This window comes from Streptomyces sp. NRRL WC-3605 (genome assembly GCF_001509795.1).
In the GTDB taxonomy this organism is placed as follows: Bacteria; Actinomycetota; Actinomycetes; order Streptomycetales; family Streptomycetaceae; genus Streptomyces; species Streptomyces viridochromogenes.
Genome location: NZ_LLZN01000088.1, coordinates 1 through 24,738, shown reverse-complemented (window position 1 = coordinate 24,738; position 24,738 = coordinate 1). Strand labels below are relative to the sequence as shown.

Sequence of the window (24,738 nt, the reverse complement as noted above, 5' to 3'; positions counted from 1 at the left end):
CCCCGGGGGAAGGGGGCCCGGGCGGGGTCCCCGGCCCCCCCCCCCCCCCCCCCCCCCCCCCCCCCCCCCCCGGGGTCCCCCCGCCATGACCCAGCCGCCGCCCCCGCCGCCGAACCAGCCTCCGCAGGGCGGCTTCGGCCCGCCCGGCGACCAGCCGCCCCAGCAGCCTCAGCCGCCCCAGCAGCCCGGCCAGCAGTACCAGCCGCCGCAGCCGCCGCAGGGTCCGCCCACCCCGCCGGCCGGTCCGCCGCAGCAGCCCGGCTACGGCTACCCGCAGGCGCCGCAGCAGCCCCAGCCGCCGTACGGCTACCCGGGCCAGCAGCCCAACCCGTACGCCCAGCAGCAGTACCCGACGCCCAACCCGTACGGCCAGCAGCCCGGTTACGGCTATCCGCAGCAGCAGCCCTACGCCACGCAGCCCGTCACGGCGGCCGGCGGCGGCTCGAACGGCTCGCGGATCGCGATGATCGCGGCCGCGGTGGTCGTGGTGATCGCCCTGGTCGTCGGCGGTGTGTACCTGTTCAAGAACGGTGACGACGGCGGCAAGGACGAGACGGCCAACTCCACCGGCGGCACCGGCGGCGGGGGCGACGACGGGCAGGGCGGCGGCGGGGACACCCCCGACGGCACCGAGAAGGTGCCCTCCGACGCCAACTCCGACGTGCTCTTCAAGGTCCCGTCGCCCAAGGTCGACGAGGACACCAGCATCGTGGTCGCCGGCTCGTGGCTGACCGAGAAGGCGTACGTCAAGAGCGGCGTCTCCGAGATCGTCGGCTACGACCCCGACAAGGGCACGAAGCTGTGGACGATCCCGCTGCCCGGACCGGTCTGCCAGGCCGGCCGGCACGTCACCGACGGGCACCTCACGGCGATCGCCTTCCAGCCCGAGAAGCCGACCAAGGACAAGCCGTCCCACGGCTGCAGCCAGGTCGCCGCGATCGACCTCGACACCGGCAAGAAGCTCTGGACGAAGACCGCCAAGGCGGGGAGCCGTGAGCTGCGCTTCGACAACCTCACCGTCAGCGGCGGCACCGTCGCCGCGGGCGGCACCAGCGGCGGCGCCGCCTTCGACCTGAAGTCCGGCCGGCAGCTGTGGTCCCCGAAGGCCGACGACGACTGCTACGACCTCGGGTACGGCGGCGGGCCCAAGCTGGTCACCGTGCGCAAGTGCGGCAGCTACGACCAGCCGCAGCTGCACATCCAGACCGTCGACCCGCAGAGCGGGAAGGTGATCTCCGAGTACAAGATGGCCGAGGGCGTCGAGTACGCCAGCGTCATCTCCACCGACCCGCTCGTGGTGGCCGCCGAGGTCGGCGAGTCCGACTCCATCGGCATCTCGGACGTCTTCTCCATCGACAACAAGACCGGCAAGCTCCGCATCCGCATCCCGCTGCCGGCCGACAAGTTCTCGGCCCGCTGCTCCGGCGTCACCACCATCGAGGCGTGCACCGGCGTCGTCGTCGGCAACGACCGGCTGTACGCGGCCACCAAGGAGCACTCCGGCGGCGGCGAGTACGGCCGCACCAACGAGATCGTCGCCTTCGACCTGGCCAGCGGCAAGCAGACCGGGCAGCGCGCCGACGCCGGCGACCGCTACACGATCACGCCGCTGCGCATGGACGGCGGCAATGTGATCGCCTACAAGCGGCCCCCGTACGACAAGGGCGGCCAGATCGTCAGCATCGACGGCGGCAGCTTCAAGGAGACGAAGCTCCTGGAGAACCCCGCCGCGCGCACGGTCCGGGACATCGAGACGCGGATGTCCCCGGACTACGCCGAACTCCTCTACTCCCAGGGCCGTCTGTACATGTCGTCCCGGTTCGCCAGCTCCCTGGGGAGCTCGGGCGAGCAGCGGTGGCATGTGATCGCGTTCGGCGCGAAGGGCTGACGCGCGCGCCCCTTCCGTGTCCGGCGGCCCCGTTCCTGGTCAGGAGCGGGGCCGCCGGCTTATCGCCTGCGCGCCCCGGCGTGCGGGGAAAGCCAGAAAATCCGCCGTTCCGGGGCACTTATCGCCGGTAGGGGGAGCGCGACGTCGAACAAGCGTGTAGCTTCCGGGGGCATGAAGGGCGGGGGGGCCGGGAGGGGGCTTCCGTCCGCGCGGACCAGTGGGCATCCGTGGTGGGGCGTCCGGACCGGCGCGAGCCGATCCGGGCATGGCGGGAGATCCATTGGGGGGACTGGGGGGTTGCTCGATGGGAGTGCGGCTGATGGTGGTCGACGACCACCGGTTGCTCGCCGAGGCGCTGGCCTCGGCACTGAAACTGAGGGGGCATCGGGTGCTGGCCGCTGCCGCTCCGGCCGCGGGGGCGGCCGAGCTGGTGATCACGCGGGCGCCCGAGGTGTGTCTGCTGGGGACGGCCACACCCGCGGAGCCGGGCATGTTCGACCCGGTGGTGCGGATCAAGCGGGAGCGGCCGCAGGTGGCGGTGCTGGTCCTCGGACCGGTGCCGAGCCCGCGCGGGATCGCGGCGGCGTTCGCGGCCGGCGCCTCCGGCTACGTACGGCACGACGAGCGCATCGAGGGCGTCGAGCGGGCGATCATGAAAGCGCGGGCCGGTGAGGCGGCGGTGGCGCCGCAGCTGCTGCAGGGCGCGTTCAGCGAGTTGCTCAACCCGGCGGCCCAGCCGGACGACGAGGGGCAGCGGCTGCTCCAGATGCTGACCCCGCGGGAGGTCGAGGTGCTGGTCCGGGTCGCCGACGGCGAGGACACCCGGCTCATCGCCGCCGGCATGGGCATCGCGCCGTCGACGGCCCGCACCCATGTCCAGCGGGTCCTGATGAAGCTGGGCGTCGGCTCCCGGCTGGAGGCGGCGGCGCTGGCGGCCCGCACCGGCCTGCTCGACCGGGCGGGCCCGCTGCCCCGCCCCCACGCGCCGCCGGAGCCGTAGCCACCGGGACGGGGGCGAGGGCGCGGGCCGCTCGCCCCGGCGGGGTCATTCGGACGGTTCGTCGCCCGGCTCGACCGGCGGGGGCGCCGGCGCGGCGGGCCGCAGCTTCAGCCAGGCCAGGAAGAACAGGCCGAGGAGCAGCATGCCGAGGCCGGTCCACAGGTTGATGTTGACGCCCTCGGCCTTGTCGATCGCGGCGTCGTCGTCGGTGATGCCGGCGATCGTGACGATGACGCCGTAGACGACGAAGAGCCCGCCGATGATGCGCCGGATGTCGAAGAGCCGGGCCGCCGTCTCGGACTTCTCCTGCAGCTCGGTGACCTGGCGCTGCACGTCCTCCTCGGACCAGCCGGGGTGGCGCGGGCGGTCGGGGTGCTCGGGATGGTCGGTCATGGTGGGTCAGGACCTTCCTGGTCAGAACGAGAACGGGATGTAGCAGACGGCCGCCAGGATCACGGCGCCCCAGCCCAGCAGGGCGGGCTTGCGGTACCAGGCGTCGTCGCCCTCGGCGGGCGGCTCCGACATGCCGGGGGAGCGGGTGCCGTAGACCAGGCCCTGCAGTTCGTGCGCCGGCTTGGGCGCGGTGAACAGGGAGACGGCGACCATGACGACCGCGCCGGCCACGAAGCCCGCGATGGCGGAGACGAAGTTCGCGCCCTGGTCGGTGGGGATGGAGATGATGTCCTGCTTGTACAGGACGAAGTAGTTCACCATCGCCGCCGTGGTGCCGGCCAGCAGTCCCCAGAAGCCCGACTTCATCGAGGCCCGCTTCCAGAACATGCCGATGATGAAGACCACGAACATCGGCACGTTGAAGAACGAGAACAGCGTCTGCAGGTAGCTCATGATGTTCGAGAACGACGAGGCCAGGAACGCCGTGCCGATGGAGGCCATGACGCCGACGGCCGTGATGAGCCGCCCGAAGCGCACGTAGTAGGTGTCCTCGCGGTCCTTGACCACGTACTTCTGCCAGATGTCCGTGGTGAACACGGTGTTGAAGGACGACACGTTGGCCGCCATGCCGGCCATGAACGCGGCCAGCAGACCGGTCACCGCGACGCCGAGCACACCGTTGGGCAGCAGCCCCTCCATGAGGAAGGGGATGGCGTCGTTGTACTGGTAGCCGGACTCCTCGGTGCCGAAGCCGGGGACCAGGGCGGCGGCCGCCAGGCCGGGGATCATCACCAGGAAGACGATGAAGATCTTGGGGAAGGCCGCGATCAGCGGGGTGCGCTGGGCCGCCGAGAGGTTCTTGGCGGACAGGGCGCGCTGGACCTCTGCGAAGTTCGTCGTCCAGTAGCCGAAGGACAGCACGAAGCCGAGGCCGAGGACGATCGTCAGCCAGTTGGCGCCGAGCGGGTTGGCGTCGCCGATGCCGGTGCCGCCCCAGGCGGTGACGAAGTCGTCGCCGTGGGCCTTGGTCAGGGTGTCGCTCAGGCCGTCCCAGCCGCCGACCTTCTTCAGGGCGAGCACCGTGATCGGGATGAGCGCGGCCAGGATCACGAAGAACTGCAGGACCTCGTTGTAGATCGCCGAGGACAGGCCGCCGAGCGTGATGTACGCCAGCACGAAGAAGCCGGCGACCACGATCGCCACCCACTGCGGCCAGCCCAGCAGGGCCTCGACCACGATCGCGAGGGCGTACAGGTTCACCCCGGCGATCAGGATGGCGGCGAAGGCGAACAGGATCGAACTGAGCAGGTGGGCCGCCCGGTCGAAGCGCAGCAGCAGGAACTCCGGCACGGAGCGGACCTTGCTGCCGTAGTAGAAGGGCATCATCACCAGGCCGAGGAAGACCATGGCCGGGATGGCGCCGATCCAGTACCAGTGGACGGTGTAGGCGCCGTACTGGGCGCTGTTGGCGGCCATGCCGAGGATCTCGGTGGCGGCGAGGTTGGCGGAGATGAACGCCAGGCCGGTCACCCAGGCGGGCAGGGAGCGCCCGGACAGGAAGAAGTCCAGGCTGGTCTTCACCGAGCGGCGGGCCGCGAAACCGATGCCCAGCACGACGACGAAGTAGATGCCCAGCAGCGTGTAGTCGAGCCAGTTCGTGGGGAGCCGTAGTTCCGCGGCGAGGTAGATGGGGTGATATGTGGGGGTTTCCATGTGTACTCGCTTCGTTTAGCGAACCGATCCAGAGCGGAACCTACGCCGCCATGTTCAGTAATTGAACACTTCGAGTGACGGTTTTTGTTTGATCGTGATGTTGACCGGCGATGGTGGGTTGTGTTCTCCTATGTTTGGTTCTGTTGGGTGAAGGCTCGGACAAATGTGGAGTCCCGCGTGAAGAAGACCTCGACCCGGCTGGCGGACGGTCGGGAGCTGATCTACTACGACCTGCGCGACGACACCCTGCGCCAGGCGGTCGACCGCCGCCCCCTGGAGCCCACCGTCACCACGTCGGAGATCCGCCACGACGACCTCCTCGGGGACGCCGTCGCCATCGCCTCCCACCGGCAGGGCCGCACCTACCACCCGCCGGCCGACGAGTGCCCGCTCTGCCCCTCCCGGGACGGCCGGCTCAGCGAGATCCCCGACTCCTCCTACGACGTCGTCGTCTTCGAGAACCGCTTCCCGTCGCTCGCCGGTGACTCCGGGCGCTGCGAGGTCGTCTGCTTCACCTCCGACCACGACGCCTCCTTCGCCGATCTGACCGAGGAACAGGCCCGCCTCGTCCTGGACGCGTGGACCGACCGCACCTCGGAGCTGTCCTCGCTGCCCGCCGTCGAGCAGGTGTTCTGCTTCGAGAACCGCGGCGCCGAGATCGGCGTCACCCTCGGGCATCCGCACGGGCAGATCTACGCCTACCCCTTCACCACGCCCCGCACCGCCCTGATGCTGCGTTCGCTCGCGCGCCACAAGGCCGCCAGCGGCGGCGGCAACCTCTTCGACGCCGTCCTCGAGCGCGAACTCGCCGGGGAGCGGGTCGTCCTGGAGAGTGAACACTGGGCGGCCTTCGTGCCGTATGCCGCGCACTGGCCGTACGAGGTCCACCTGTACCCCAGGCGCCGGGTGCCCGACCTGCTCGCCCTCGACGAGGCGGCGCGCGCGGAGTTCCCCCAGGTCTATCTGGAACTGTTGAGGCGCTTCGACCGGATCTTCGGCGAGGGTGAGCCGCCGACGCCGTACATCTCCGCCTGGCACCAGGCGCCGTTCGGCCGGTCGGCGGAGTCCGAGGGTGTCGTGCGCGACGACTTCGCGCTGCACCTCGAGCTTTTCACCATCCGCCGTACCTCCGGCAAGCTGAAGTTCCTCGCGGGTTCGGAGTCCGGCATGAACGTGTTCATCAACGACGTGCCGCCGGAGCGCGCGGCCGAGCGACTGCGAGAGGTAGCGAGTTAGATGAGCGGGAAGTTTCTGGTCACCGGGGGCGCGGGCTACGTCGGCGGTGTGGTCGCGCGGCACCTGCTCGAGGCCGGGAACGAGGTCGTCGTCCTGGACAACCTCTCCACCGGCTTCCGCGAGGGTGTGCCCGACGGTGCCGTGTTCGTCGAGGGCGACATCCGCGACGCCGCCAAGTGGCTGGACGCCTCCTTCGACGGTGTCCTGCACTTCGCCGCCTCCTCCCAGGTCGGCGAGTCCGTCGTGAAGCCCGAGAAGTACTGGGAGAACAACGTCGGCGGGTCCATGGCCCTGCTCGGCGCCATGCGCGAGGCGGGCGTGCGCACCCTCGTCTTCTCCTCCACGGCGGCCACCTACGGCGAACCGGCCGAGGTGCCGATCGTCGAGTCGGCGCCCACGCTGCCCACCAACCCCTACGGCGCCTCCAAGCTGGCCGTCGACCACATGATCACCAGTGAGGCGGCGGCCCACGGCCTCGCCGCGGTGTCGCTGCGCTACTTCAACGTCGCCGGCGCCTACAAGGAGCACGGCGAGCGCCACGACCCCGAGTCGCACCTGATCCCGCTGGTCCTCCAGGTCGCCCAGGGCCGCCGCGAGTCGATCTCCGTGTTCGGCGACGACTACCCGACGCCGGACGGCACCTGCGTGCGCGACTACATCCACGTCGCCGACCTCGCCGAGGCCCATCTGCTCGCCCTGAAGGCCGCCGTGCCGGGCGAGCACCTCGTCTGCAACCTCGGCAACGGCAACGGCTTCTCCGTCCGCGAGGTCGTCGAGACGGTCCGTCAGGTCACCGGGCACCCGGTCCCCGAGGTGGTGGCCCCCCGCCGCGGCGGCGACCCGGCCGTCCTCGTCGCCTCCGCCGCCACCGCCCGCGAGCGCCTCGGCTGGAACCCGTCCCGCACCGACCTCGCGGGCATCGTCCGGGACGCGTGGGAGTTCGCCCAGCGCACCAGTTAGGTTCTACGGCTGAACGGGCCGGTCAATCCACCGGCCACGGAAGCCGGTTCGGCAGGGAAGGTCAGGAGCAGGGGATGAGCGTCGACACGGCGGCCGCGGTCGCGGAGCGGTTCCGGGAGCTGTACGGGTCCGAGCCGGAGGGGGTGTGGGCCGCGCCCGGGCGGGTCAACCTCATCGGCGAGCACACCGACTACAACGACGGCTTCGTCATGCCGTTCGCGCTGCCGCACACCGCGGTCGCCGCGGTCGCCCGCCGCGACGACGGCGTGCTGCGCCTGCACTCCGAGGACGTCCGCGGCGGTGTCGTGGAGCTGCGCGTCGACGAGCTGGCCCCCGAGACCGACCGCGACTGGACCGCGTACCCGGCCGGCGTCGTCTGGGCGCTGCGCCACGCCGGGCACGCCGTCGGCGGCGCCGACATCCACCTGGCGTCCACCGTCCCGGCGGGCGCGGGCCTGTCCTCCTCGGCGGCCCTGGAGGTCGTCGTCGCCCTCGCCCTGAACGACCTGTGCGGCCTGGATCTGAAGGGCTGGCAGCTGGCCCGCCTGTGCCAGCGCGCCGAGAACGTCTACGTCGGCGCCCCCGTCGGCATCATGGACCAGACGGCGTCCGCCTGCTGCGAGGCCGGCAACGCCCTCTTCCTGGACACCCGCGACCTCTCCCAGCGGCAGATCCCCTTCGACCTGGCCGCCGAGGGCATGCGCCTGCTCGTGGTCGACACCCAGGTCAAGCACTCCCACAGCGAGGGCGAGTACGGCAAGCGGCGCGCCGGCTGCGAGAAGGGCGCCGCGCTCCTCGGCGTGGACGCCCTGCGGGACGTCCCCTACGGCGAACTGGACGCGGCCCTCGCCCGGATCGGCGACGACGACGAGGTGCGCCGCCTGGTGCGGCACGTCGTCACCGAGGACCAGCGCGTCGAGCGGGTCGTCGCCCTGCTGGAGTCCGGCGAGACCCGGGCGATCGGCCCGGTCCTGACCGAGGGCCACGCGTCGCTGCGGGACGACTTCCGTGTCTCCTGCCCCGAACTCGACCTCGTCGTCGAGGCGGCCCTGACCGCCGGGGCGCTGGGCGCCCGCATGACCGGCGGCGGCTTCGGCGGCTCGGCGATCGTGCTGGCCGAGGCCGGGGACGTCGAGGCGGTCACCAAGGCCGTCGAGGACGCCTTCGCCGCGGCCGGCTTCACCGCGCCGCGTGTGTTCGAGGCGGTGCCGGCGGCGGGCGCGCGACGCCTCGGCTGAGTGTTCAGCGCAGCCGTTTGGTGAGCGTGTACTCGGTGATCCCCGGCGGATAGCCGGGGATCACGCACACCACGTCGTACCCCTGCTTCCTGTAGAACTCCGGCGCCTGGAAGTCCCATGTCTCCAGGCGCACCGAAGCACAGCCCCGCTCGTCGCGGGCGACGCGCTCCGCGTGTGCGAGCAGATGCGAACCGAGCCGTGCGCCGCGGTGGCGTTCGTCCACCCACAGATACGTGACGTGCAGCCAGGTGGCCCAGGTGTGACCGACCAGACCCCCGGCCACGGCGCCCGCGTCGTCCAACGCCCACACATGGAGCGGAAGTTCGCGTTCACCTGGGGTTCCGCGCAGGGCGCGCAGCACCGGGGAGGCCGCCGTGTTGGTGTCCCGCAGTCTCCGCCGGAGCAGATCCCGCCGGGAAGAGTCGACTTCTGTCTCCAGACGAAACATGCGGCTCACCATAAACGCGTCCGCGAACCAGTTCTGCAAATTCGCTTCCGCTCCTGCCCCCCGCCCGTACTCTGATGAGCAGCACCGGTGGGGGCCGGTGCTGATCAGGGGGCGAGACAGTCGGGTTCGACGCCCGAAGTGGGGGTAGCAGTTCCTGCACGGCGGCGGCCGTGCCTGCCCTACGCGCTTCGGGCGTCGCGCCCGCGACCGTGTTCGTCTCCCGGTGTCGTCCTCATGACGATGGGGTATCCCCTGCTCTTCGAGAGCTTGGGGAAGGGGGTTTCGTGGTTCGCATCCGAGTCCTGGTCGTCGACGACCATCGCATCTTCGCCGAGTCGCTCGCCGCCGCGCTGGCGGCCGAGCCCGATGTCGAGGTCTCCGCCGCGGGCAGCGGTCCGGCCGCGCTGCGCTGCCTGGAGCGCGCGGCCGCCGAGGGCCGCCGCTTCGACGTGCTGCTCGTCGACTCCGACCTGGGCGGCGGCATGCCGGGCATACGGCCCGCCCCGCCCGTCCAGGAGGTCGGCGAGGACGGCCTGGTCGACGGCATCTCGCTGGTCGCGGGCGTCCGCTCCGCGCAGCCCGCCGTACGGACCGTCGTCCTCGCCGAGAAGGACGATCCGCGCCGGGCCGCGCTGGCCCTCCAGGCCGGGGCGTCCGGCTGGGTCGCCAAGGACTGCTCGCTGTCCCGGCTGCTGACGGTGATCCGCGGGGTGCTGCGCGACGAGACGCATCTGCCGCCCGCCCTGCTCACGGGGGTGCTGCGCGAGCTGACGGCGGCCCGCAAGCACCGCACGGAGAGCGAACGGCTCGTGGAGTCGCTGACCCCGCGCGAGCGGGAGGTGCTGCGCTGCATGGTGGCGGGCCTGGGCCGCAAGGCGGTCGCCGAGCGCCTGTTCCTCTCCCCGCACACGGTCCGCACCCATATGCAGAACGTCCTGGGCAAGCTGGGCGTCCACTCCACCCTGGCCGCGGTAGCCCTGGCCCGCCGCGCCGGAGTGGGCCCGGTGGACCTGGACCCCCCGACCAGAATCCTCCCGGAGGCAACGACCAGCGCCTGACGGATCGGCTTTTTACGGAGCACGGGGAACTCCGCACCCAGCCACGACGGCGCCGCACCCTGACTGCCCCCGCCCGGGTACGTCGTCGACGCCGCGAAGGACAACCCCCTCAGGGGCGCGGGGAACTGCGCGCCCAGCCACGACGGCGGCCGCACCCGCGACGAGCCCGTCCCGGCACCCCCGGGTGGGCGCACCAGGCAGACGGCGCCTCGCACATTCGGCCGCGGTCAACGCCCTCAGGGGCGCGGGGAACTGCGCGCCCAGCCACGACGGCGCCGCACCCGGCATACGGCATCCCGCATGACCCCGGCGGCGCCGCACCGCACCGGGCCTACCCCGGGATGTTGTCGAAGGGCGCCGTCAGCCTGCGCAGCAACCCCGCCAGTTCGGAACGCTGCCCACCCGACAGCTCCCCCAGGATCGCCCGCTCCTGCGCGAGCAGCCCCGCCAGCGCCTGGTCGGCCCGATCGCGCCCCTCGGCCGTGAGCCGCACGAGCACCCCGCGCCGGTCGCTCGGGTCGGGCAGCCGCTCCACCAGGCCCTTCTTGGCCAACCGGTCGATGCGGTTCGTCATCGTGCCCGAGGTGACCAGCGTCTGCGTCAGCAACTGCCCCGGTGAGAGCTGATAGGGATCACCCGCGCGCCGCAGCGCGGTCAGCACGTCGAACTCCCAGGGCTCCAGACTGTGCTCGGAAAACGCCAGCCGGCGCGCACGGTCCAGATGCCGGGCCAGCCTGCTCACCCGGCTGAGCACCTCGAGCGGTTCCACGTCGAGGTCCGGGCGCTCCCGGCGCCACGCTGCGACCAGCCGATCGACCTCGTCCTCCATGACGATCAGTGTAGTGGTTGTGTCGACGTGAAGTCTCTTGACGTCAAGATAAAACGAGGGGCAGGCTGGAACCCGGAAGACAGGAGGCCCGTCATGTCCGCAGCCACCCCCACCTGGGACCCCGCCCAGTACCTGCGTCACGCCGATCACCGCGCCCGCCCCTTCACCGACCTCCTGGCCCGCGTCCCCCCACTCCCCGGCGCCCGGCCCCGCATCGCCGACCTCGGCTGCGGCCCCGGCAACGTCACCGCCCTGCTCGCCGCCCGCTGGCCCACCGCCCACATCACCGGCCTCGACAACTCCGCCGCGATGCTCGACCGCGCCCACACCGAGCACGAGGGCCCCACCGAGGGCGGCGGCCGCCTGGACTTCGCCCACGCCGACGTGGGCACCTGGACGCCCGAGGAGCCGTACGACCTGATCGTCAGCAGCGCCACCCTCCAGTGGGTGCCGGGCCACGCCGACCGCTTCGGCTCCTGGGTGGCCGGCCTGCGCCCCGGCGGCACCTTCGCCCTCCAGGTGCCGGGCAACTTCGACGCCCCGAGCCACCGCCTGATGCGCGACCTCGCCGCGCGCCACGGCCTCGCGGACGTCCTGCGCCACTCCGACGCCGTGCTCGGCCCACGGGACTACCTGGCCCGCCTGACCGCCCTGGACTGCGCCGCGGACGTGTGGGAGACGACGTATCTGCATCTGCTGCCCGGCGAGGACCCGGTCCTGGACTGGGTGAAGGGCACCGGCCTGCGCCCCGTCCTCACCGCGCTCGCCGACGACCCCGGCCGCCGCGACGCCTTCCTGGACGCCTACCGGGCCGCGCTGCGCGAGGCGTACCCGCCCGGCCCGCACGGCACCCCGTTCCCGTTCCGCCGCGTCTTCGCCGTCGCCCGTAAGGAGACGTGATGATCAGCGCCGTCGACCACGTCCAGCTCGCCGCCCCGCCCGGCTCCGAGGACCGTCTGCGCGCGTACTACGTGGACGTCCTCGGCATGACGGAAATCCCCAAGCCGCCCGCGCTCGCGGCCCGCGGCGGCTGCTGGTTCCGGACGGGCGGCGTGCAGCTGCACCTCGGTGTCGAGAACGACTTCCGCCCGGCCCGCAAGGCCCACCCCGGACTGCGGGTCACCGGCATCGCCGCGTACGGCGCCCGGCTGGCCGCCCTCGGCGCCCCCGTGGAGTGGGACGGCGACCTCCCCGGGCACCGGCGCTTCTTCTCCCGCGACCCCGCCGGCAACCGGCTGGAGTTCCTGGAACCCGATCCCGTTGTTTGACCCGTGACCTGCGGGACACCCGTTCCGTGGCAGCGACGTCGAACCTTGCGGGAGTGAGACACGTGGCGAAGGAAGAGAAGTCCCGGGCCATGAAGGAACAGGCCAAGGGCAAGGCCAAGGAAGCCGTGGGCCGGATGACCGGCAACGAGCGGATGACCGCCGAGGGCAAGGCCGACCAGATGAAGGGCGACGCGCGCCAGGCGAAGGAGAAGGGCAAGGACACCTTCAAGCACTGACGCGTACGTCCGCACGACCGACACGGGCGCGCGGGGTGCTGTGGGGGCACCCCGCGCGCCCGTGTCCGTGTTCGTCCGTGTACCGGTACCCGCCGGCGTCAGCTCTTGCGGCGCCCGATCAGATGCGGCCGGGCCTCCAGCCCGTCGAGGCCGTGCCACGCCAGGTTCACCAGGTGCGCCGCCACCTCGGCCTTCTTCGGCCGGCGCACGTCCAGCCACCACTGCCCGGTCAGGGCGACCATCCCCACCAGCGCCTGCGCGTACAGCGGCGCCAGCTTCGGGTCGAAGCCGCGGCTCTTGAACTCGCGGCCGAGGATGTCCTCCACCTGGGTGGCGATGTCGGAGATCAGTGAGGCGAACGACCCCGTCGACTGCGGGATGGGGGAGTCACGGACCAGGATGCGGAAGCCGTCCGTGTACTCCTCGATGTAGTCCAGCAGCGCGAACGCCGCCTGCTCGCACAGCTCCCGCGGATGCCCCGCGGTCAGCGAACTGGTCACCATGTCCAGCAGCCGCCGCATCTCGCGGTCCACGACGACCGCGTACAGGCCCTCCTTGCCGCCGAAGTGCTCGTACACCACCGGCTTGGACACCCCGGCCTTCGCCGCGATCTCCTCCACCGACGTGCCCTCGAACCCCTTCGCGGCGAACAGGGTGCGACCGATCTCCAGCAACTGCTGGCGGCGCTCCGCACCGGTCATCCGGGTACGGCGCGCCCGCCGCGGCTTGTCGTTGCTGGAGGTGCTGGAGTCGGTCGCCACGGCGTCAATCATGCCGCCTTCGCGGGTTCCTTCCGGCGCCGGGCTCCGTCTTCCCCGGTGTTGCGGCGGGAATCGATACGCGAGCGTGACGGCCAGCGCACGTCGTAGGCCCAGCCGAACTTCTCGAAGATCCGGATGAAGCGGGCCGAGGAGTCGATCTGCCCGCGCTCCACACCGTGCCGCGCGGACGTCGGGTCGGCGTGGTGCAGGTTGTGCCAGGACTCGCCGCACGACAGCACGGCCAGCCACCACACGTTGCCGGAGCGGTCCCGGGACTTGAACGGGCGCTTGCCCACCGCGTGGCAGATCGAGTTGATCGACCAGGTCACGTGGTGCAGCAGAGCCACCCGGACGAGGGACCCCCAGAAGAAGCCGGTGAACGCGCCCCACCAGGACATCGTCACCAGACCGCCGATCACGGCGGGCAGCGCCAGCGACAGGATCGTGAAGGACACGAAGTGACGGGAGACGGCGCGGATCGCGGGGTCCTTGATCAGGTCCGGCGCGTACTTGTCCTGCGGCGTCTGCTCCTCGTCGAACATCCATCCGATGTGCGCCCACCACAGGCCCTTCATCAGGGCCGGCAGGGTCTCGCCGAACCGCCACGGCGAGTGCGGGTCGCCCTCGGCGTCGGAGAACTTGTGGTGCTTGCGGTGGTCCGCCACCCAGCGGACGATCGGGCCCTCCACGGCCATCGACCCGGCGACGGCCAGGGCGATCCGCAGAGGCCGCTTGGCCTTGAACGAACCGTGCGTGAAGTAGCGGTGGAAGCCGATCGTGATGCCGTGGCAGCCGAGGAAGTAGAAGAAGACCATCAGGCCGAGGTCGAGCCAGCTCACTCCCCAGCCCCAGGCCAGCGGAACCGCCGCGAGGAGCGCGAGGAACGGCACGATGATGAAGAGGAGAAGAGCGATCTGCTCGATCGACCGCTTCTTCTCACCGCCGAGCGTGGCGGAGGGAGCGTTGGTGTCGTCGTGCGCCTTCTGGGCGTCTTCGATCACATCGGAGCTCAGGGTCATGGGCGTCCCCTGTGGGGTCGAGGGTTGTGACAGATGCCGTGTCACGGTCGGGCAGGCGCCGGCGGCGCGGTGCCTACGGTTCCGTAACCTACGGCGTCGTAAGTATGGCAGCGTGCCGCCCTGCGGCAAGAGCCCGGCAGACAGCGCGTCCCCATCGACACCTATCCTTGTCTCGGTCGGACAGCGCGGTCCGCTCTGATTTCTTCCCGGATGTCAGGAGCCGTAAGCGGCGGTCCCGCCGTACGGCCCAGGCGCCGGGTTCCCCTCCCAGACGAGCTTCAACACTGCAAGGAGCCGCACCTGTGAGCAGTGCCGACGACCAGACCGTGTCCCAGGAGACCGCCAGCGCCGAGCTGCGTGCCGACATCCGCCGGCTGGGTGACCTCCTCGGCGAGACACTGGTCCGCCAAGAAGGACCCGAGCTGCTGGAACTCGTCGAGAAGGTCCGCCGCCTCACCCGCGAGGACGGAGAGGCCGCCGCCGAACTGCTGCGGGGCACCGAACTCGACACCGCGGCCAAGCTGGTCCGCGCGTTCTCCACGTACTTCCACCTGGCCAACGTCACCGAGCAGGTCCACCGAGGCCGTGAACTGCGGGCCCGGCGCGCCGCCGAGGGCGGCCTGCTCGCCCGCACCGCCGACCGGCTCAAGGACGCCGACCCCGAGCACCTGCGGCAGACCGTCCGGCACCTCAACGTGCGCCCCGTCTTCACCGCGCACCCCACCGAGGCCGCGCGCCGCTCCGTCCTCAACAAGCTCCGGCGCATCGCCGCCCTCCTGGAGACGCCCGTCCTGGAAGGCGACCGCCGCCGCAACGACACCCGACTGGCCGAGAACATCGACCTCGTCTGGCAGACCGACGAACTGCGCGTCGTCCGACCCGAGCCCGCCGACGAGGCGCGCAACGCCATCTACTACCTCGACGAGCTGCACGCCGGCGCCGTCGGCGACGTCCTCGAGGACCTCACCGCCGAACTGGAGCGCGTCGGCCACAAGCTGCCCGACGACACCCGCCCGCTCACCTTCGGCACCTGGATCGGCGGCGACCGCGACGGCAACCCCAACGTCACCCCCCAGGTGACCTGGGACATCCTCATCCTCCAGCACGAGCACGGCATCAACGACGCCCTGGAGATGATCGACGAGCTGCGCGGCTTCCTGTCGAACTCCATCCGCTACACCGGCGCCACCGACGAACTCCTCGCCTCCCTCCAGGCCGACCTCGACGCCCTGCCCGAGATCAGCCCCCGCTACAAGCGCCTCAACGCCGAGGAGCCCTACCGGCTCAAGGCCACGTGCATCCGCCAGAAGCTGGAGAACACCAAGACCCGCCTGGCCCGCAACACCCCGCACGAGCCCGGCCGCGACTACCTCGGCACCGGCGAACTCCTCGCCGACCTCACCCTGATCCAGAGCTCCCTGCGCGAGCACCGCGGCGGCCTCTTCGCCGACGGGCGCCTGGACCGCACCATCCGCACCCTCGCCGCCTTCGGCCTCCAGCTCGCCACCATGGACGTCCGCGAGCACGCCGACGCCCACCACCACGCCCTCGGCCAGCTGTTCGACCGGCTCGGCGAGGAGTCCTGGCGCTACGCCGACATGCCCCGCGACTACCGCGCCAAGCTCCTCGCCAAGGAACTGCGCTCCCGGCGGCCCCTCGCTCCCAGCCCGGCGCCCGTCGACGCGGCCGGCGAGAAGACCCTCGGCGTCTTCCAGACCGTCAAGCGGGCCCTGGAGGTCTTCGGACCCGAGGTCATCGAGTCGTACATCATCTCCATGTGCCAGGGCGCCGACGACGTCTTCGCCGCCACCGTCCTCGCCCGCGAGGCCGGCCTGATCGACCTGCACGCGGGCTGGGCGAAGATCGGCATCGTGCCGCTCCTGGAGACCACCGACGAGCTCAAGGCCGCCGACACCATCCTCGAGGACATGCTGTCCGACCCGTCCTACCGGCGCCTCGTCGCGCTGCGGGGCGACGTCCAGGAGGTCATGCTCGGCTACTCCGACTCCTCCAAGTTCGGCGGCATCACCACCAGCCAGTGGGAGATCCACCGCGCCCAGCGCCGGCTGCGCGACGTCGCCCACCGCTACGGAGTGCGGCTGCGCCTCTTCCACGGCCGCGGCGGCACCGTCGGCCGCGGCGGCGGCCCCTCGCACGACGCGATCCTCGCCCAGCCCTGGGGCACCCTCGAAGGCGCCATCAAGGTCACCGAACAGGGCGAGGTCATCTCCGACAAGTACCTGGTCCCCTCGCTGGCCCGCGAGAACCTGGAACTGACCGTCGCCGCCACCCTCCAGGCCTCCGCGCTGCACACCGCGCCGCGCCAGTCCACCGAGGCGCTCGCCCGCTGGGACGCCGCGATGGACGTCGTCTCCGACGCCGCGCACACCGCGTACCGCAAGCTCGTCGAGGACCCCGACCTGCCGACGTACTTCCTCGCGTCCACCCCGGTCGACCAGCTCGCCGACCTGCACCTCGGCTCGCGGCCCTCCCGCCGCCCCGGCTCCGGTGTCTCCCTCGACGGACTGCGCGCCATCCCGTGGGTGTTCGGCTGGACCCAGTCCCGGCAGATCGTGCCCGGCTGGTTCGGCGTCGGCAGCGGCCTGAAGGCCCTGCGCGAGGCCGGTCTGGACACCGTGCTCGACGAGATGCACGAGCAGTGGCACTTCTTCCGCAACTTCATCTCCAACGTCGAGATGACCCTCGCGAAGACCGATCTGCGTATCGCCCAGCACTACGTCGACACCCTCGTCCCCGACGAGCTGAAGCACGTCTTCGACGCCATCAAGGCCGAGCACGAGCTCACCGTCCGCGAGGTCCTGCGGGTCACGGGCGAGAGCGAACTCCTCGACGCCCAGCCCGTCCTCAAGCAGACGTTCGCCATCCGCGACGCCTACCTCGACCCGATCTCCTACCTCCAGGTCGCCCTGCTCAAGCGCCAGCGCGACGCCGTCGCCAGCGGCGCCGAGCCCGACCCGCTGCTCGCCCGCGCCCTGCTCCTCACTGTCAACGGCGTCGCCGCCGGCCTGCGCAACACCGGCTGACGCCCCCGCCCGACGACGGTGCCCCCGCGCTCACCCGAGCACGGGGGCACCGTCGTCTACGGCGGCGGTCCGGGTCAGGCCCTGCGTCGCCGCAGCACCAGATAGCCGCCCGCGCCCAGCAGCGCCGCGGCGGCCGCGGACAGCAGACCCACCGGGGCCCCACTGCCCGTCTCGGCGAGATCGCCCCCGGAGCCCTGCGGCGACGGCGAGGACGCCGACGACGGCACCGCCTCGCCGGGCGACCCGGACGGCACCGGCGAAGCCGGCGGCGTCGACGCCGGGGCAGGCGTCGAGGGTGCCGACGGCGTCGACGGCGTCCCGCCGTCCTCCTCGCCGCAGTCCGTCCAGAACACCTTGTGCTTCGCGGAACCCTTCTCGCCCGCGAAGTTCCAGAACAGCTTGTAGTGCCCGTCGGGCAGCGTCAGATCGGCCGTACGGCCGTGGCCCTCGCCGTCCAGCGTGAGCGCGCCCGACCGCACGGTCTCGCCCTTGACGCCGGCCGTCGGGGCCCAGACCTCGATGTGCCAGTCGACCTGCTGGACCCGGTCGAAGCCGAAGGCGTCCAGGTAGAACGTGCACACGTGCGGTTCGTTGCGGCGCGCCTCCTCACCGGTCGCGGAGTCATGGATCTTCACGGTGCCGTTGTCACCGGGAGCGGTGGCCTGAGCGGCCACCGGCAGACACAGCACGGCGGACGCGGCGACGGCGGACAGGGCGCCGGCGCGGAAGAGGGTACGCATGGGGCATGCAGTCCATCTGCGAGTGGGAACAGGAGTGATGTGGAGGGGGCGGCTCAGCTTCCTGCGTCCGTTGAATCCAGGTCAATCACGAACCGGCCACACTCCGGACCTCCACACACATGGAGAAACGGGCAGCCGCCTACACGGTCACGTACGCGCCCGTCAGCAGCGCCACGCCCGCGCCCGCCAGCAGCCAGGCCAGGCGGGCCCGGCGCAGACCGCCCGCTGCGACCACCGACGCCAGCAGCAGCGCGCCGCCCAGCGGCACCCACGCGTACAGCACGCCCGCCGGACCCGACCGCACCACCTCGTCCGTACCCGGCTTCACCACCACCGCGTACGTCTCCCCCTCGCGCACCGCGACGCTCTTCTCGATCACCACCGAAGCGCGCGCCCGCGACCCCACCGACACCGGCGCGTACGGCCCGGCGCACGTGTCCGCGCCGCACCGGGCCACCTCGATCGTGCCGTGCTCACGGCCCTTGGTGAGCATCACGTGCTGCGCGCTGCCCCACGACCCCCACACACCCGCGACGAGGATCAGCAGTACCACCGCCCCCATCACCGCGACCCGGCCGAACCGCAGCGCGGAGACAGCGCCCTGACTGGAGACAACGGCAGAAGGCATGGCCGCGATCTTTGGCCATGCCCCTGCGAACGGTCAACTTCGCGTCGGTCGCGCGGACCGACACATCACGAGTTGTACGTGCTTTGCGCCCGCTCCAGCCCCTCGATCACCAGACACTCCACCGCGTCCGCCGCCCGGTCCACGAAGTAGTCCAGCTCCTTGCGCTCCGCCGCCGAGAAGTCCTTCAGCACGAAGTCCGCCACCGGCATCCGGCCCGGCGGACGCCCCACACCGAACCGCACCCGGTGGTAGTCCGGGCCCATCGCCTTCGTCATCGACTTCAGCCCGTTGTGCCCGTTGTCCCCGCCGCCGAGCTTCAGCCGCAACGTGCCGTAGTCGATGTCCAGTTCGTCGTGCACCGCGACGATGTTGCCCAGCGGCACCTTGTAGAAGTCCCGCAGCGCGTTCACCGGGCCGCCCGACAGGTTCATGAACGACGTCGGCTTCGCCAGCACCACCCGGCGGCTCGCCGGCCCCGGCGGACCGATCCGCCCTTCGACGACCTGCGCCTGCGCCTTCCCGGCCCGCTTGAACTTCCCCCCGATCCGCTCCGCGAGCAGATCCACCACCATGAACCCCACGTTGTGCCGGTTCCCCGCGTACTCGGGCCCCGGATTGCCCAGGCCGGCGACCAGCCACGGCGCACTCGGATCGGTCGTCACGTCCACGTCTCCATCGATACGCGCCAGCCGCCGCCCCCGAAGGGACGGCGGCTGACGAAAGCGACGACGGAACCGGTCACACGGCCCCGCCGGAATGCGAGGATCAGGCCTCGGCGACTTCCTCGCCCTCGGCCTCGGCGCCCTCAGCGGCCTCCTCGGCCTGCGCGGCCAGCACCTGCAGCACGACCGTGTCGTCCTCGACGGCCAGCTTGGTGCCCTTGGGCAGCTCGATGTCCTTCGCCAGGATCGACGCACCGGCCTCCAGGCCCTCGACCGACACGGTCACGGACTCGGGGATGTGCGTGGCCTCGGCCTCGACCGGAAGCGCGTTCAGCACGTGCTCGAGAAGGTTGCCGCCCGGGGCCAGCTCGCCCTCGGCCTGCACCGGGATCTCGACCGTGACGGTCTCGCCGCGCTTCACCAGCTGCAGGTCCACGTGCTCCAGGAAGCCCTTCAGCGGGTCACGCTGCACGGCCTTCGGGATGGCCAGCTCGTTGGTCTTGCCGTCGATGTCCAGCGCGATCAGGACGTTCGGCGTACGCAGCGCCAGCAGCAGCTCGTGGCCCGGAAGCGTCAGGTGCAGCGGGTCGGAACCGTGGCCGTACAGCACACCCGGGACCTTGTTGTCACGACGGATACGACGGGCCGCACCCTTACCGAACTCGGTACGGGACTCGGCGGAGATCTTGACCTCGGACATGACGATCACTCCTCGTAGAAGTAGGACGGACGGGGTCACCCGGCCACGAACGGCCTGCTACGAAGAGCGCGTCGATAACGGACAACCGCATCCCGCAACGGGAAACGGCCTCCCTCGCCGAGCAACTGCAGCAGTCTACTCGGACCCGGAGGCCGTTCCCAAAACGATCTCTACAGCCGGCTCTACTGCTCGTCGAACAGGCTCGTGACCGAACCGTCCTCGAACACCTCGCGCGCCGCACTCGCGATCGTCGGCGCGATCGACAGCACCGTCAGCTTGTCCAGATCCGCCGCCAGCTCACCCGGAGTCGGCAGCGTGTTCGTGAACACGAACTCGCTCACGCGCGAGTTCTTCAGGCGGTCCGCCGCCGGGCCCGACAGCACACCGTGCGTCGCGGTGACGATGACGTCCTCCGCGCCGTGCGCGAACAGCGCGTCCGCCGCGGCGCAGATCGTGCCGCCCGTGTCGATCATGTCGTCGACCAGGACACACACGCGGCCCTTGACCTCACCCACGACCTCGTGGACGGTCACCTGGTTCGCGACGTCCTTGTCACGCCGCTTGTGCACGATCGCCAGCGGCGCGCCCAGCCGGTCGCACCAGCGGTCCGCGACCCGCACCCGGCCCGCGTCCGGCGAGACGACCGTCAGCTTGTCCTTGTCGACCTTGCGGCCCACGTAGTCCGCCAGCAGCGGCAGCGCGAACAGGTGGTCCACCGGGCCGTCGAAGAAGCCCTGGATCTGGTCCGTGTGCAGATCCACGGTCAGGATGCGGTCCGCGCCGGCCGTCTTCATCAGGTCCGCGATCAGACGCGCCGAGATCGGCTCACGGCCACGGTGCTTCTTGTCCTGACGGGCGTAGCCGTAGAACGGCACGATCACCGTGATCGAGCGGGCCGACGCACGCTTCAACGCGTCGATCATGATCAACTGCTCCATGATCCACTTGTTGATCGGCGCCGTGTGGCTCTGGATCAGGAAACAGTCCGCGCCGCGCGCCGACTCCTGATACCGCACGTAGATCTCGCCGTTCGCGAAGTCGAAGGCCTTCGTCGGGACGACCCCGACACCCAACTGCTGGGCGACCTCCTCGGCAAGCTCGGGGTGGGCGCGGCCGGAGAAGAACATCATCTTCTTCTCGCCGGTCGTCTTGATCCCGGTCACAGCACTGTCTCCTCAGAGGTGTCTCAGCTGGGTGTGCACCTATCACGGTACGCCGTGTCCGACGCACCCGTTTCCGGTCAGTCTTCGCTTCCGCCCTGCCGGGACGCCTCCTCCGCCGCCCGCGCCGCCGCGCTCCCCGGACGCTTACGAGCGACCCAACCCTCGATATTCCGCTGCTGGCCACGGGCCACGGCCAGCGAACCGGGCGGTACGTCCTTCGTGATCACGGACCCCGCGGCGGTGTACGCACCGTCCCCGATCGTGACAGGAGCCACAAACATGTTGTCCGAACCCGTACGGCAGTGCGACCCCACCGTCGTGTGGTGCTTGTCCTGGCCGTCGTAGTTCACGAACACGCTCGCCGCGCCGATGTTCGTGTACTCGCCGATCGTCGCGTCCCCCACGTACGACAGATGCGGAACCTTCGTCCCCTCACCGATCGACGCGTTCTTCGTCTCGACGTACGTACCGATCTTGCCCTTCGCGCCCAGACGGGTACCCGGACGCAAATACGCGAACGGCCCCACCGACGCCCCCGCGCCCACCACGGCACCGTCCGCCACCGTGTTGTCCACCCGGGCCCCCGCGCCCACGCGCGTGTCCCGCAGCCGGCAGTTCGGCCCGACCTCCGAGCCCTCGCCCAGATGCGTCGCGCCCAACAGCTGCGTACCCGGCAGCACCACCGCGTCCTGCTCGAACGTCACCGACACGTCGACCCACGTCGACGCCGGATCCACCACCGTCACGCCCGACAGCATCGCCGCCGTCAGCAACCGGTCGTTCAGGATCCGGCGCGCCTCCGCCAGCTGCACGCGGTTGTTGATCCCCGCGATCTCGCGGTGGTCCGCCGCCACCGACGCGCCCACGCGGTGCCCGGCCTCCCGCAGGATGCCCAGGACGTCCGTCAGGTACTCCTCACCCTGACTGTTGTCCGTGCGCACCTTGCCCAGCGCGTCCGCCAGCAGCTGCCCGTCGAACGCGAACACCCCGGAGTTGATCTCCCGGATCGCCCGCTGCGACTCCGACGCGTCCTTGTGCTCCACGATCGCCGTCACCGCACCCGAGGCGCCGTCCCGCACGATCCGGCCGTAGCCCGTCGCGTCCGGCACCTCCGCCGTCAGCACGGTCACCGCGTTGCCGTCCGCCGCGTGCGTCGCCGCCAGCGCCGACAGCGTCGCGCCCGTCAGCAGCGGCGTGTCGCCGCAGACGACCACGACCGTGCCCTGCACCGGGCCGCCCAGCTCCTCCAGTGCCATCCGCACCGCGTGCCCCGTGCCGTTCTGCTGCGCCTGCACGGCCGTGCGCACAGCGGGGTCGATCTCGGCGAGGTGCGCGGTGACCTTCTCGCGCGCGTGGCCGACCACGACGACGAGGTGCTCGGGGTCCAACTCGCGGGACGCGGCCAGGACATGCCCCACGAGACTGCGTCCGCAGAGCTCGTGCAGGACCTTGGGTGTGGCCGACTTCATACGGGTGCCCTCACCCGCTGCGAGAACGACGACGGCTGCCGGGCGAATGGCGCTCACGGGATGCCCTTCGGCTGTGATGGGGGAGGGGTGACATCCGCAGGATACCGGGGCGTTTCACGGCGGACATGAGAGCGGGCCCCGACCGTGGCGCTGCCAGGTGGGACCCGTATCGAGCATGTGCTCCCGGGGGAGGACTCGAACCCCCATGATCAGAACCAAAATCTGACGTCTTGCCCTTAGACGACCCGGGATGGGCTGGATGTCCGATTCAGTAGATCGTCCGACCGGACGGCTCCTACTATGCCGTACCAGGAGCCTTCGACGCGACGATACAAGTCCGCGCTGCGCAGGACCGTCGGGGAAAGTCGACGGAAATGGGTGGGGGTGCGCCCGTAGGGTGGAGGCATGACCAGGACGGGGGAAGAGCACGCCGGGGAGTCGCCGCCGGGGGCCGGGCCGTGGTGGTGGAGCAGGGCGCGGGGCGCCGTGCTGGATGTGACGCTGGCCGTCGCGTCCGCGGGGGAGTGTGCGTTCGAGGGGGTCGGGTTCGCCCGGGACGCGGGGCTGCCGGTGCCGGTCGGGGTGGTGTTCGGGGCGCTGGCGGGTTCCGTGCTGCTGCTGCGGCGCCGCTGGCCGATCGCCGTGGTGCTGGTGTCGATCGCGGTGCTGCCTGCGCAGATGGGTTTCCTGCTGAGCATCGTCGGCCTGTACACGCTGGCCGCCTCCGAGCTGCCGCGCCGGATCATCGCGTCGCTGGCGGGGATGTCGTTCGTCGGCACGCTGATCGTGACGTTCGTGTGGGTGCGCCAGGACGTGGCGCGCGGGAGTCTGACGGTCGGCGACTGGGTGGTGCCGTTCGCGTCGGTGACGACGGCGATCGGGCTGACGGCGCCGTCGTTGCTGCTGGGCCTGTACGTGGGGGCCCGGCGCCGGCTGATGGAGAGCCTGCGGGAGCGGGCGGACAGTCTGGAGCGGGAGCTTCAGCTGCTCGCGGAGCGGGCGGAGGAGCGGGCCGAGTGGGCACGCAACGAGGAGCGGACGCGGATCGCGCGGGAGATGCACGACGTCGTCGCGCACCGGGTGAGTCTGATGGTGGTGCACGCGGCGGCGTTGCAGGCGGTGGCGCGCAAGGACCCGGAGAAGGCGGTGCGCAATGCCGCGCTGGTGGGGGACATGGGCCGGCAGGCGTTGACGGAGCTGCGCGAGATGCTCGGGGTGCTGCGCAGTGGTGTGGCGTCGGCGGGTGCCTCGCGGGGTGCGGCGGCGCCGCTGGCGGCGGTGGGGGTGGCCGCGGCCGCTGCCGCTGACCGGGAGCGGGCGGAGGAGCCGGTCGCCGAGGGCCCCTGGCTGTCGGAGCTGGAGGAGCTGGTGGGGCAGTCGGCGGCTGCGGGGATGGTCGTGGATCTGTCGGTGGAGGGGGAGTCCCGGGCGTACGCGCCGGAGGTGGAGCAGACGGCGTACCGGGTGGTGCAGGAGGCGTTGACGAACGTCCACAAGCACGCGGCGGGCGCGAAGACGTACGTGCGGCTGGCGCACCGGGTGTCGGAGATCGCGATGCAGGTGGAGAACGAGCCGCCGCCGGAGGCGGGGTCGGCGTCGTCGGCGCGGCTGCCGTCGGGCGGCAATGGCCTGGTGGGGATGAAGGAGCGGGTGTCGGCGCTGGGCGGGGTGTTCGTGTCGGGGCCGACGGACGCGGGGGGTTTCCGGGTGTCGGCGGTGATCCCGGCGGCCTGATCCGGTCGCGGGCCGGGGTCAGGGTGCGACGAGGCGGGCGGGTTCGAGTCCGGTGACGAGGCCGGCGAGGGCCTGGTCGATGTCGGCGCCGAGGTACCAGTCGCCGGTGTGGTCGAGGGCGTAGACGCGGCCCTCGGTGTCGATGGCGAGCAGGGAGTCGGTGCTGGTCTCGGTGCCGAGGGGGCTGACGTCGGTGTCGAGGGCGCGGCCGAGGTCGCCGAGGGTGCGGGCCATGTGGAGGCCGTGCAGGGGGTCGAGGTGGAGGGCGGCGGGGGCGATCTGGCGTCCGGGTCCGCCGGGGGTGATGTGGAGGCCGCCGAATTCGGCCCAGGCTTCGACGGCGGCGGGAAAGACGGTGTGCCGGTGGCCCGCGGGTGAGGTGTGGTCGCGCAGGGCGTCGGCCCAGATCTCGGCTTGTTTGATGTCCCAGCGTCCGGGCTGCCAGCCGGCGGCGCGCAGGGCGGCGTCGACGGGGACGGAGAAGCGGGTGGTCGAGGTGCGGTCGGTGTGCATCGGCTCTTCGTTCGTCGAGTGTGCCGGGGCCGGGTGGG

The 24,738-nt window shown here is 71.3% G+C and carries 24 protein-coding genes and 1 tRNA gene; 11 read left to right on the top strand and 14 right to left on the bottom strand.

The features are described from left to right. Positions 1 to 85: 85 nt before the first annotated feature. Both ADL34_RS28585 and ADL34_RS28580 read left to right on the top strand, forming a co-directional pair. Positions 86 to 1,888 (top strand): PQQ-binding-like beta-propeller repeat protein, encoded by a 1,803-nt coding sequence (locus ADL34_RS28585; RefSeq protein ID WP_062739827.1) that lies wholly within the window; start codon positions 86 to 88, stop codon positions 1,886 to 1,888. Positions 1,889 to 2,192: 304 nt separating this feature from the next. Next, complete coding sequence (locus ADL34_RS28580) at positions 2,193 to 2,888, top strand: helix-turn-helix transcriptional regulator (RefSeq protein ID WP_062673964.1); 696 nt, start codon at positions 2,193 to 2,195, stop codon at positions 2,886 to 2,888. A gap of 45 nt (positions 2,889 to 2,933) precedes the next feature. On the opposite strand, the gene ADL34_RS28575 is transcribed toward ADL34_RS28580, so the two are convergent. Together ADL34_RS28575 and ADL34_RS28570 are read right to left on the bottom strand one after the other, a co-directional pair. Continuing rightward, on the bottom strand, positions 2,934 to 3,281 hold the full coding sequence (locus tag ADL34_RS28575; RefSeq protein ID WP_062673963.1) for a hypothetical protein: 348 nt from the start codon (positions 3,279 to 3,281) through the stop codon (positions 2,934 to 2,936). Positions 3,282 to 3,302: 21 nt separating this feature from the next. Next, positions 3,303 to 4,994 (bottom strand): sodium:solute symporter family protein, encoded by a 1,692-nt coding sequence (locus ADL34_RS28570; protein WP_062673961.1) that lies wholly within the window; start codon positions 4,992 to 4,994, stop codon positions 3,303 to 3,305. Positions 4,995 to 5,171: 177 nt separating this feature from the next. Here ADL34_RS28570 and galT point away from each other — a divergent pair, with 177 nt between their 5' ends. From galT to galK, 3 genes are all read left to right on the top strand, one after another. Then, on the top strand, positions 5,172 to 6,230 hold the full coding sequence (gene galT / locus ADL34_RS28565) for a galactose-1-phosphate uridylyltransferase (RefSeq protein WP_062673959.1): 1,059 nt from the start codon (positions 5,172 to 5,174) through the stop codon (positions 6,228 to 6,230). Beyond that, positions 6,231 to 7,190 carry a UDP-glucose 4-epimerase GalE gene (gene galE / locus ADL34_RS28560; protein ID WP_062673957.1) on the top strand — a complete coding sequence of 320 codons (960 nt, stop codon included), beginning with the start codon at positions 6,231 to 6,233 and terminating at the stop codon, positions 7,188 to 7,190. Positions 7,191 to 7,264: 74 nt separating this feature from the next. Continuing rightward, positions 7,265 to 8,428 carry a galactokinase gene (gene galK / locus ADL34_RS28555; RefSeq protein ID WP_062673955.1) on the top strand — a complete coding sequence of 388 codons (1,164 nt, stop codon included), beginning with the start codon at positions 7,265 to 7,267 and terminating at the stop codon, positions 8,426 to 8,428. A 4-nt stretch (positions 8,429 to 8,432) separates the two neighbouring features. Here the strand turns inward: galK and ADL34_RS28550 are convergent, their stop codons facing one another. Continuing rightward, the gene (locus ADL34_RS28550) at positions 8,433 to 8,888 is read right to left on the bottom strand and encodes a GNAT family N-acetyltransferase (protein WP_062673953.1); all 456 of its coding nucleotides are present in this window, start codon (positions 8,886 to 8,888) and stop codon (positions 8,433 to 8,435) included. 272 nt (positions 8,889 to 9,160) lie between these two features. Here ADL34_RS28550 and ADL34_RS28545 point away from each other — a divergent pair, with 272 nt between their 5' ends. Continuing rightward, on the top strand, positions 9,161 to 9,934 hold the full coding sequence (locus tag ADL34_RS28545) for a LuxR C-terminal-related transcriptional regulator (RefSeq protein ID WP_062673952.1): 774 nt from the start codon (positions 9,161 to 9,163) through the stop codon (positions 9,932 to 9,934). A gap of 331 nt (positions 9,935 to 10,265) precedes the next feature. On the opposite strand, the gene tamR is transcribed toward ADL34_RS28545, so the two are convergent. Continuing rightward, the gene (gene tamR / locus ADL34_RS28540) at positions 10,266 to 10,763 is read right to left on the bottom strand and encodes a MarR family transcriptional regulator TamR (protein WP_062673950.1); all 498 of its coding nucleotides are present in this window, start codon (positions 10,761 to 10,763) and stop codon (positions 10,266 to 10,268) included. A 93-nt stretch (positions 10,764 to 10,856) separates the two neighbouring features. Here tamR and ADL34_RS28535 point away from each other — a divergent pair, with 93 nt between their 5' ends. From ADL34_RS28535 to ADL34_RS35225, 3 genes are all read left to right on the top strand, one after another. Next, positions 10,857 to 11,663, top strand: coding sequence for a trans-aconitate 2-methyltransferase (locus ADL34_RS28535; RefSeq protein ID WP_062673948.1), 807 nt, complete (start codon positions 10,857 to 10,859; stop codon positions 11,661 to 11,663). Then, on the top strand, positions 11,663 to 12,031 hold the full coding sequence (locus ADL34_RS28530) for a VOC family protein (protein WP_062673946.1): 369 nt from the start codon (positions 11,663 to 11,665) through the stop codon (positions 12,029 to 12,031). Before ADL34_RS28535 ends, ADL34_RS28530 begins: the two co-directional genes overlap by 1 nt. Positions 12,032 to 12,093: 62 nt before the next feature. Continuing rightward, positions 12,094 to 12,267: a CsbD family protein gene (locus ADL34_RS35225; protein ID WP_079034464.1), complete on the top strand. Its 174-nt coding sequence runs from the start codon at positions 12,094 to 12,096 to the stop codon at positions 12,265 to 12,267. 98 nt (positions 12,268 to 12,365) lie between these two features. Here ADL34_RS35225 and ADL34_RS28525 read toward each other — a convergent pair whose 3' ends face one another. Further along, on the bottom strand, positions 12,366 to 13,040 hold the full coding sequence (locus tag ADL34_RS28525; RefSeq protein ID WP_062673945.1) for a TetR/AcrR family transcriptional regulator: 675 nt from the start codon (positions 13,038 to 13,040) through the stop codon (positions 12,366 to 12,368). Continuing rightward, a complete protein-coding gene (locus tag ADL34_RS28520) occupies positions 13,037 to 14,047 on the bottom strand; it encodes an acyl-CoA desaturase (protein WP_062673942.1) in 1,011 nt (336 codons plus the stop codon). Before ADL34_RS28520 ends, ADL34_RS28525 begins: the two co-directional genes overlap by 4 nt. Before the next feature lie 302 nt (positions 14,048 to 14,349). Between ADL34_RS28520 and ppc the strand changes: the two genes are divergently transcribed. Further along, positions 14,350 to 17,091 (top strand): phosphoenolpyruvate carboxylase, encoded by a 2,742-nt coding sequence (gene ppc, locus ADL34_RS28515; protein WP_062673941.1) that lies wholly within the window; start codon positions 14,350 to 14,352, stop codon positions 17,089 to 17,091. A gap of 74 nt (positions 17,092 to 17,165) precedes the next feature. Here ppc and ADL34_RS28510 read toward each other — a convergent pair whose 3' ends face one another. The 7 genes from ADL34_RS28510 to ADL34_RS28480 all read right to left on the bottom strand — a co-directional run bounded on the left by ADL34_RS28510 (position 17,166) and on the right by ADL34_RS28480 (position 22,704). Beyond that, the gene (locus ADL34_RS28510; RefSeq protein ID WP_062673938.1) at positions 17,166 to 17,831 is read right to left on the bottom strand and encodes an LPXTG cell wall anchor domain-containing protein; all 666 of its coding nucleotides are present in this window, start codon (positions 17,829 to 17,831) and stop codon (positions 17,166 to 17,168) included. A gap of 139 nt (positions 17,832 to 17,970) precedes the next feature. After that, positions 17,971 to 18,459, bottom strand: coding sequence for a hypothetical protein (locus ADL34_RS28505; protein WP_062673936.1), 489 nt, complete (start codon positions 18,457 to 18,459; stop codon positions 17,971 to 17,973). Positions 18,460 to 18,524: 65 nt separating this feature from the next. Continuing rightward, entirely contained in the window at positions 18,525 to 19,127 is a 603-nt protein-coding gene (gene pth, locus ADL34_RS28500; RefSeq protein WP_062673934.1) for an aminoacyl-tRNA hydrolase, read from the bottom strand. Positions 19,128 to 19,224: 97 nt separating this feature from the next. Then, a complete protein-coding gene (locus tag ADL34_RS28495; protein WP_062673933.1) occupies positions 19,225 to 19,821 on the bottom strand; it encodes a 50S ribosomal protein L25/general stress protein Ctc in 597 nt (198 codons plus the stop codon). A 182-nt stretch (positions 19,822 to 20,003) separates the two neighbouring features. Continuing rightward, entirely contained in the window at positions 20,004 to 20,984 is a 981-nt protein-coding gene (locus ADL34_RS28490) for a ribose-phosphate diphosphokinase (RefSeq protein WP_062673931.1), read from the bottom strand. A 77-nt stretch (positions 20,985 to 21,061) separates the two neighbouring features. After that, positions 21,062 to 22,510, bottom strand: a complete 1,449-nt coding sequence (glmU, locus tag ADL34_RS28485; protein WP_079034463.1) for a bifunctional UDP-N-acetylglucosamine diphosphorylase/glucosamine-1-phosphate N-acetyltransferase GlmU — start codon at positions 22,508 to 22,510, stop codon at positions 21,062 to 21,064. Positions 22,511 to 22,633: 123 nt separating this feature from the next. Further along, a tRNA-Gln gene (locus ADL34_RS28480) sits at positions 22,634 to 22,704 on the bottom strand. A 154-nt stretch (positions 22,705 to 22,858) separates the two neighbouring features. Between ADL34_RS28480 and ADL34_RS28475 the strand changes: the two genes are divergently transcribed. Continuing rightward, on the top strand, positions 22,859 to 24,187 hold the full coding sequence (locus ADL34_RS28475; RefSeq protein ID WP_062673926.1) for a sensor histidine kinase: 1,329 nt from the start codon (positions 22,859 to 22,861) through the stop codon (positions 24,185 to 24,187). Between the two features lie 18 nt (positions 24,188 to 24,205). Here ADL34_RS28475 and ADL34_RS28470 read toward each other — a convergent pair whose 3' ends face one another. Next, positions 24,206 to 24,700 carry an SUKH-3 domain-containing protein gene (locus ADL34_RS28470; protein ID WP_062673924.1) on the bottom strand — a complete coding sequence of 165 codons (495 nt, stop codon included), beginning with the start codon at positions 24,698 to 24,700 and terminating at the stop codon, positions 24,206 to 24,208. Between the last annotated feature and the right edge of the window lie 38 nt (positions 24,701 to 24,738).